We start from the raw sequence: 8,150 nt of genomic DNA on the forward strand, positions 1-8,150 counted from the left end.
AAAGCCTTCCACCCCGCAGATGCACTTTCGGACGATCAGGAAGGGGATGATGGCGGGTCACGGGGCAAGCTTGCCGCAGCCGGGGCGAGTAGGAAAGCATTGATTTTGCGGGCGGTGCGGCAGCGGCGAGCCCAACTCCGGGCAGGGGTAGTTCGAAGGCTAACCTATTGACGGTCAAAGATTGAGAGGGCACGTTTCGATCTTCTGACGCGGTGCGGGGGATCGAAAATGAAAATTGCCAAAAAGACGCAAGACAGGCTCGCAACTGGCCTCAAGAAGTACCAGCGTATCGTCCGTCAGATCGCCGAAAGGGACGTGTCGGAAGCGGATACCGTAACTGTCATCAAGGACATGCTCTCCGAGATATTCGGCTATGACAAGTACGAGGAACTGACCAGCGAGCAGCAAATTCGTGGCACCTTCTGCGATCTTGCCATCAAGGTAGAAGGCAAGGTTCACTATCTCGCCGAGGTGAAATCAGCGGGAACCAATCTGTCCGAAAACCACCTGCGCCAAGCGGTCAACTACGGGGCACACGAAGGGATCGAGTGGATCATTCTAACCAACTCGGTCGAATGGAGAATTTTCCGGATCAAGTTCGGCCAGCCAATCGATTGGGAAGAAGTCTGTTCCTTCAATATCACTGAGCTGTCGATGCGGTCGCAGGACGACGTTGAGAAGCTCGCGATGCTTTGCAGAGAGAGCGTTTCGAGTGACGAGCTCGATGCCTTCCACAAGCAGGCGCAGATCGTGAACCGATATGTGATCGCGGAAGTTCTCCAATCGGAACAAACCATTTCATCGATCCGCCGCGAGATCAGAAAGCTTTTTGACGGGATAAAGGTCACAAACGACCAAATCCGCATCATCCTGACCAATGATGTGATCAAGCGGGATGCGTTGGACGGCGACGGCCCCAAAGCGGCCAAGGCGATGATCAAGAAGGTTCTGGCCGCCCAAGCCCGGAAAGCCGCAAAGCAAGCGGCAGAGTAGAGGGCTACCCCGCCTTCTTCTTCAACCTCCAAGCGTGGAGCAACGGCTCGGTGTATCCCGACGGCTGCTCCACCCCCTTGAAGATCAGCTCTCTGGCCGCGCTGAACGCCGCGCCGCCCTCGTTGTCGGTGAGCGGCAGATAAAGCGGATCGCCCGCGTTCTGCGCGTCGACCTTGGCGGCCATGCGGCGCAGGGAGTCCATCACCTGCGCCTCGGTGATGACGCCGTGCAGCAGCCAGTTGGCGATGTGCTGCGAGGAGATGCGCAGCGTCGCGCGGTCCTCCATCAGGCCGATGTCGTTGATGTCGGGCACCTTGGAGCAGCCCACCCCCTGGTCGATCCAGCGCACCACGTAGCCGAGCAGGCCCTGGCAGTTGTTGTCGAGCTCCTCGCGCACTTCCTCCTCCGACCAGTTCGCGCCGTCCGCCAGCGGGATCGCCAAGAGGTCGTCGAGGCCGGCGGGTTCGGGCAGGTGCTTCTGCACATCGAAGACGTCGATCTGGTGGTAGTGCAACGCGTGGAGCGTCGCGGCGGTGGGCGACGGGACCCACGCGGTATTCGCGCCCGCGTTGAGGTGGCCGACCTTCTCGACCATCATCTGCCCCATCAGATCGGGCGCGGCCCACATGCCCTTGCCGATCTGCGCCTTGCCCGAGAGGCCGTGGGCAAGGCCGATGGCGACATTGCGTGCCTCGTAGGACTTGAGCCAAACGCTGCCCTTCATCGCGCCCTTGCGCAGCATCGGCCCCGCACGCATCGAGGTGTGGATTTCGTCCCCGGTGCGATCCAGAAAACCGGTGTTGATGAACACGATCCGGTCGCGGACGGCGTGGATGCAGGCCGCGAGGTTGGCCGAGGTGCGGCGCTCCTCGTCCATCACCCCGACCTTGATGGTGTGGCGGGGGAGCCCAAGCAGGTCCTCGACCGCGTCGAACAGGTCATTGGTGAAGCCGCATTCCTCGGGCCCGTGCATCTTGGGCTTCACGATGTAGATCGAGCCGCAGCGCGAGTTGCCGAACTTTCCGTGGCCTTCGACGTCCAGCGAGCTGATCGCGGAGGTGAAGACCGCGTCCATGATGCCCTCGGGGATCTCGGAGCCATCAGCGAGGCGGATCGCGGGGTTGGTCATCAGGTGGCCGACATTGCGCACGAACATCAGGCTGCGGCCCTTGAGGGTCTGCGCGGTGCCCTCGCCGTCGATATAGGTTTTGTCGCCCGCGAGGGTGCGGGTGAGGGTCTTGCCGCCCTTATCGAAGCTCTCCGACAGATCGCCGCGGATGATGCCGAGCCAGTTGGTGTAGGCGAGCAGCTTGTCCTCGGCATCCACGGCCGCGACCGAGTCCTCGCAATCGGCGATGGTGGTGAGCGCGGATTCGACGACGATATCGGCGATGCCTGCGGGATCAGTCGCACCGACGGATGTGTTCGAATCGAACACCACTTCGACGTGCAGGCCGTTGTTCTTCAGCAGCACACCCTTGTCAGTGGTGCCGACAGCTTGCGACGGATCGGCCAGCGCAATCGCTTCGCGGCCCGCAAGCTCAGCCCAGCTTCCGCTCGCCAACGGGAAGGCTTCGTCCAGAAACTGTCGCCCGCGCGCGATCACCGCCGCACCGCGCGCCTCGTCATACCCGCCCGGCCGCGCCGGCGGCGCATCGAGCGCGTCGGTGCCGTAGAAGGCATCATAGAGGCTCCCCCACCGCGCATTCGCCGCGTTCAGCAGGAAGCGTGCGTTGAGGATCGGCACCACCAGCTGCGGGCCGGCCATGGTCGCGATCTCGGGGTCGACGTTCTGGGTGCCGATGGTGAAGTCGCCGGGCTCGGGCACAAGATAGCCGACTTCGGTGAGGAACGCCTTGTAGGCCGCCGGGTCATGCGGTTGCCCTGCGCGCTCCGTATGCCACGCGTCGATCTGCGCCTGAAGCGCCTCGCGCTTGTCGAGCAGCGCGCGGTTTCGCGGCGCAAACTCGGCCAGAAGCGCCGCAAAACCCTGCCAGAAGGCTTCATGATCGCGCCCAAGCGGCGACAGCACTTCGCTTTCGAGGAAGCTCGCCAGCCGGGAGTCGATGCTCAGACCGGCGCGGGTGGTCATGTCAGTCATGGTAGTCCTCGTGTGGTAAGCGTGGAAAGCCGAACCCGGGGAGGAGAGGACGGCTGGCCCTATGGCAAAGCGGAGCGGCGATTGCAACGCCTTGGCCCCGCGCGCGTCCACGGCTAGAGGGAGGGGATGGACGGGACACAGGGCAAGTTCGACAGCGCGGCAATGCTGGCGCAGGTGCAGGCGTGGAGCGCGCTCAACACCGGCACCGCCAACCTTGCCGGCCTTGCAAACCAAGCGGCGATGCTGGCCGAGGCCTTTGCGGCGCTGCCCGGCACGGTCGAACTCGTCGACCCCGCCCCCGTCACCGCGATCGCCGCCGACGGCTCGGCTTACGATAAACCCCACGGCCAGCATCTGGTCGTCCGGGTGCGTCCGCAGGCCAACCGGCGCATCCTGCTCACCGGGCACATGGACACGGTGTTCCCCGCAGATCACCCCTTCCAGCGCCAGACATGGCTCGACGGCGAGACGCTGAACGGCCCCGGCGTCGCCGACATGAAGGGCGGGATCGCGGTGATGCTTCACGCGCTGCTGGCCTTCGAGCAGACCGCCAGCGCCTCCGCCCTCGGTTATGAAGTGCTGATCAATTCGGACGAAGAGACCGGCTCGCTCGCCAGCGCAGGCCTGATCGCCGAGCTCGCCGCGGGCAAGCTCGCCGCCCTGACCTATGAACCCGCCGCCCTGCCCGATGGCACGCTGGCGCATGAGCGGGGGGGCACCGGCAATTACTCGATCACCTTTATCGGCAAGAGCGCCCACGCAGGACGCAACCCGCATGAGGGGCGCAATGCCATTGTCGCGGCGGCTGATCTGATCCTGCGGCTGAAGGCGTTGGAGAGCGCCGCCATCACCATCAATCCCGCCAAGCTCGAAGGCGGCGCTGCGAACAATGTGGTGCCCGATCACGCCGTGCTGCGCTTCAACGTCCGCCCCAAATCGACGCAAGCCGCCGAGACCTTCGACAGCGATCTCAACGCTTTGCTGCGCAGCATTGAAACAGCGCATGACATCGCCACCCACCGCCACGGCGGCGTCACCCGCCCGCCCAAGACAGTCGACGCCCGCGCGCAGGCCCTGTTCGATCTCGTGCGCGAATGCGGTGCCGAACTCGGCCAGACCATCCGCTGGCAATCGACCGGCGGGGTATGCGATGGCAACAACATCGCTGCCACAGGCGTACCAGTGGTCGACACCATGGGGGTACGCGGCGGCGCGATCCATTCGCCGGACGAATACCTCATCGTCCCCAGCCTTGCCGAACGCGCGGCGCTTTCTGCCCGCGTCATCGAGCGTCTCGCTCAGGGAGCCCTCCATTGACCTTCCGCCTCCGGCCTGCGCGCCCCGCCGATCTCGAAGCGCTCTATGAAATGGCCAAGCTCACCGGCGGGGGCTTTACCAACCTGCCCCCCGACCGCGCGGCGCTCGAGGGCAAACTCGAACGCGCGGCCAAGGCGTTCGCGCGCGCGGATGATACGCTCGCCGACGAGCAGTTCGTGCTGGTGCTCGAAAACACCCGAACCGGCGCGGTGCGCGGCACCTGCCAGCTGATGACGCAGGTTGGGCAGCGCTGGCCGTTCTACTCCTACCGCCTCAACACGCTCACCCAGTATTCGCAGGAGCTCGACCGCACCGTGCGCGCCGAGCTGCTCAGCCTCGTCACCGATCTCGAAGGATCGAGCGAGGTCGGCGGGCTGTTCCTCCACCCGGGCGAGCGCGCCGGGGGCTTCGGCCTGCTACTGGCCCGCTCGCGCTACCTGTTCGTCGCCATGCATCGCCAGCGCTTTGCCGACCGCATCCTTGCCGAATTGCGCGGCATCATCGACGAGCGCGGCGGATCGCCCTTCTGGGACGGGGTCGCGGGACGCTTTTTCGGGATGAGCTTCCAGGACGCGGACTATTTCAACGCGATCAACGGCAACCAGTTCATCGCCGACCTCATGCCCAAGCACCCGGTCTACATCGCCATGCTGAGCGAGGATGCGCGCAGCGTCATCGGCGTCCCCCACCCCACGGGGCGCGCGGCGATGCGGATGCTCGAGAACGAGGGGTTCCGCGCCGAGGGCTATGTCGACATCTTCGACGGCGGGCCGACGATGGTGGCGCGCACCGACCAGGTGACGAGCGTGAAGAACGCCTGCGAATGCGCGGTCACCGCGCTCGACGCGGGCGAAGGCGAGCGCGCGATCCTCGCGACCGGACGGCTGGGGTCTTTCCGCGCCTGCTTCGGCGCGCGGGTGCTCGACGGCGAGGGCGGCATCGCGATCGACTCTGCCAGCGCGGACTTGCTCGACGTGTGCGCGGGCGACATGGTGTGGAGCGTGGCGCGATGAGCCTGACCGAAATCAACTTCGACGGGATCGTCGGCCCCAGCCACAATTATGCCGGGCTGAGCCTCGGCAACATCGCCAGCGCGAGCCATGCGGGCGATCCGTCCTATCCGCGCGCGGCGGCATTGCAGGGGGTGGCGAAGATGCGCGGCAATCTCGCGCGCCTCGGCGTGCAGGGCTTCCTGCTGCCGCTGCCGCGCCCCAATGGCGCGCTGGCGCAGGCGCTGGCGTTGGACGGCACCGAGCCGCCGCAGCTGCGCGCCGCGCCGTGGTCGGCCTCGAGCATGTGGACCGCCAACGCCGCGACCGTCTCGCCCGCCCCCGATACCGCCGACGGGCGCTGCCACCTCAGCCCTGCAAACCTCGTCACCATGCTGCACCGCGCGCAGGAATGGCCCGATACGCAGGCCCAGCTCAGGGTCGCTTTCGGAGACGAGCGGCACTTCGCGATCCACGACGCCGTGCCCCCCTCCTTCGGCGACGAGGGCGCGGCCAACCACATGCGGCTGTGCGAGACGCATGACGCGCCGGGCGTCGAGGTGTTCGTCTACGGCAGGCCGGGCGGGCGCTTTCCCGCGCGCCAGCACGAACAAGCCAGCCGCCTCGTCGCGCGCGCGCACGGCCTGGCGCCGGAACGCACCGTCTTCATCGAGCAGAACCCGCAAGCGATCGCGGCCGGCGCTTTCCACAATGACGTGGTGGCGGTGGCCAATGGCCGCGTGTTGTTCACCCATGCCGAGGCCTTCGCCGACCAGCAGGGTGCCTATGACGCGATCCGCGCCGCCTTCCCCGCGCTGGAGGTGGTCGAGGTGCCCTCGTCTGCGGTCTCGCTGCAGGAGGCGATCCGCACCTATCTATTCAATGCGCAGCTTCTCACGCTGCCCGATGGAAGCATGGCGCTGATCGTGCCCGAGGAATGCCGCGAGAGCGCTGCGGTGTGGGGCTGGGCCGAGACGATGCTGGCCGGCAACGGCCCGATCCGGCAGGTCATTCCAGTCGACGTGCGCCAGTCCATGGCTAACGGCGGCGGCCCCGCCTGCCTGCGCCTGCGCGTGGTGTGCGACTCGGCGACGGTCGACCCGCGCTTCCTGCTCGACGAGGCCAAGGCAGACGTTCTGGAGCGCACCATCGCCGCGCATTGGCCCGAACAGATCGACCCGTCCGATATCGGGACGCAGACCCTCGCGGACAGCGTGATCGCGGCACGCCTTGCCCTGCTGGAGGCGCTCGATCTGGCACAGCTTGGTTAACGCATTTGCGCGACCTGCCGCAGCAGGCGTAAGGTTACGACACTGTTAAAGCGACTCAGCCTGCCACGGAGTCGCCCAAGGGTCGGGAGACGCTATGCTGCGCAAGCTGGGAAGGCTGTTCGTGATCAAGAACCGCTTCGAGGCGTTCCTGATCATCTACGCCCTCGCCCTCGGGTCGAGCGCGCGGGGCATGGCCTATCTTCACGAATACCCTGGCTTGGGCGGGCACCTGCTGTTTCTGGCAACGACCGGCGCGGTGTTTCTGGCGGGTGCGAAGATCCTCGATTGCCTGAAGCTGGAGCGCGAAGTGGCCGAGTTGCGGGCGGCGCGTAGCGAATAGGGCAGGCCCGCGCACATGGCGCGGGCCCGCCCCACACTTCAGATCAGCGCCTTGCGGAAGATGATCTTTTCATCGCCCGCGCTGTAGTAGTCGCGGATCCGCGCCTCGCGATCATAGCCGAGCATGTCGTAAAACCCGCGCGTGCGTTCGAACGCGGGCGTGCCCGAGGTCTCGACCAGCAGCACGCGCACGCCCTGCCCACTGAGCTCGCTCTCGACATGCCGCATCAGTGCGGTGCCGATGCCCTGCCCGTGGGCTTCGGGATCGACGCAGATGCAGAGCGTGTTCCAGGTGCCCTCGGTCAGCGGTTCGGGCACGGTATAGGCAACGCCTTCGACGTGCCCGTCCCGTTCGGCGACGATCCAGCGCTGGGTGTCGCTGCCTCCGGCAAAGAAGGCCGCAGTCATTTCGTCCAGCATCTCGAAGGGAAACATGGCGTTGGCGTCGACCAGATGGGCAACGCGAGGCAGATCGCCGCGCACGAGCGGGCGGATAGCAATGTGTGTCATGGGTGTAGTCTTTCGGTGATTTGCTTGCGGTGAGCCGGCCGCCATGGCGCTATGCGCTGGCGTGGGTTCGTGCGGAGGCTGACCAATCAGAAGGTCAGCGAATGGTCGCAATTGTAAGCAAAAAATCTCCGAGAAAGGTGGGGGTTTCTGTTGCTACGTACCCCCGGACGCCCGGTATCCGATTCTGTTGCCCGGTTCGGTCCAACCGCGCTTTTTGGCCTAATAAAAGAAGGGCGTTAGCCCATCAATTACGCAGCGATTGCGAGTGCTTCGTTGTCGTTGGCACTTATGGGTTTTGAGCCTTATGCGGGTTACTCAGCCCGGGCAAAAACTACGCTTTTCAACACACGTCGATCCTGGTTCGGCCCCGTCAGGACATGCGGTAAACCGCAGATTCTGGTGGAGCCGCCGGGTACTGCCCCCGGGTCCGTTGCATCTATTGCACGCAGCAATTTATCGCCATATCCGGTCGAAACCGGCACGGTTGATATAGCGCGGCAATCCTGAATGTGAAGTGTATCTGCCCCTCCCGCTTGCGGGAGGGGAGCGAGGCTTGCCAGCTTGCTGGCTAGCCGCAGCGGGGTGGGCCTGCGAGCGGTCGCGCTTGCCCACCCCCAACCCCTCCCGCAA

Annotated in this window: 7 protein-coding genes and 1 other RNA gene; 5 read left to right on the forward strand and 3 right to left on the reverse strand. The window is 65.3% G+C overall.

Translation table 11 applies throughout. The features are described 5' to 3' along the window. Positions 1-228 precede the first annotated feature (228 nt). Positions 229-993 (forward strand): type I restriction enzyme HsdR N-terminal domain-containing protein, encoded by a 765-nt coding sequence (locus NBV68_RS15030; protein ID WP_296311184.1) that lies wholly within the window; start codon positions 229-231, stop codon positions 991-993. A gap of 4 nt (positions 994-997) precedes the next feature. Here the strand turns inward: NBV68_RS15030 and NBV68_RS15035 are convergent, their stop codons facing one another. Then, positions 998-3,094: a malate synthase G gene (locus NBV68_RS15035; RefSeq protein WP_296311187.1), complete on the reverse strand. Its 2,097-nt coding sequence runs from the start codon at positions 3,092-3,094 to the stop codon at positions 998-1,000. Positions 3,095-3,220: 126 nt separating this feature from the next. Here NBV68_RS15035 and NBV68_RS15040 point away from each other — a divergent pair, with 126 nt between their 5' ends. From NBV68_RS15040 to NBV68_RS15055, 4 genes are all read left to right on the forward strand, one after another. Next, positions 3,221-4,411, forward strand: a complete 1,191-nt coding sequence (locus tag NBV68_RS15040) for a hydrolase (protein ID WP_296311189.1) — start codon at positions 3,221-3,223, stop codon at positions 4,409-4,411. After that, on the forward strand, positions 4,408-5,424 hold the full coding sequence (locus tag NBV68_RS15045; protein ID WP_296311191.1) for an arginine N-succinyltransferase: 1,017 nt from the start codon (positions 4,408-4,410) through the stop codon (positions 5,422-5,424). The genes NBV68_RS15040 and NBV68_RS15045 overlap by 4 nt, the downstream gene beginning before the upstream one ends. Then, positions 5,421-6,671, forward strand: a complete 1,251-nt coding sequence (locus NBV68_RS15050; protein WP_296311194.1) for an N-succinylarginine dihydrolase — start codon at positions 5,421-5,423, stop codon at positions 6,669-6,671. Before NBV68_RS15045 ends, NBV68_RS15050 begins: the two co-directional genes overlap by 4 nt. Before the next feature lie 94 nt (positions 6,672-6,765). Then, positions 6,766-7,011, forward strand: coding sequence for a hypothetical protein (locus tag NBV68_RS15055; protein WP_296311196.1), 246 nt, complete (start codon positions 6,766-6,768; stop codon positions 7,009-7,011). 38 nt (positions 7,012-7,049) lie between these two features. Here NBV68_RS15055 and NBV68_RS15060 read toward each other — a convergent pair whose 3' ends face one another. Both NBV68_RS15060 and ssrA read right to left on the reverse strand, forming a co-directional pair. Then, positions 7,050-7,520: a GNAT family N-acetyltransferase gene (locus NBV68_RS15060; RefSeq protein ID WP_296311199.1), complete on the reverse strand. Its 471-nt coding sequence runs from the start codon at positions 7,518-7,520 to the stop codon at positions 7,050-7,052. A 173-nt stretch (positions 7,521-7,693) separates the two neighbouring features. Continuing rightward, positions 7,694-8,038, reverse strand: a transfer-messenger RNA (tmRNA) gene (gene ssrA, locus NBV68_RS15065). Positions 8,039-8,150 lie beyond the last annotated feature (112 nt).

Source organism: Erythrobacter sp. (assembly GCF_023653175.1).
Classification (GTDB): domain Bacteria; phylum Pseudomonadota; class Alphaproteobacteria; order Sphingomonadales; family Sphingomonadaceae; genus Erythrobacter.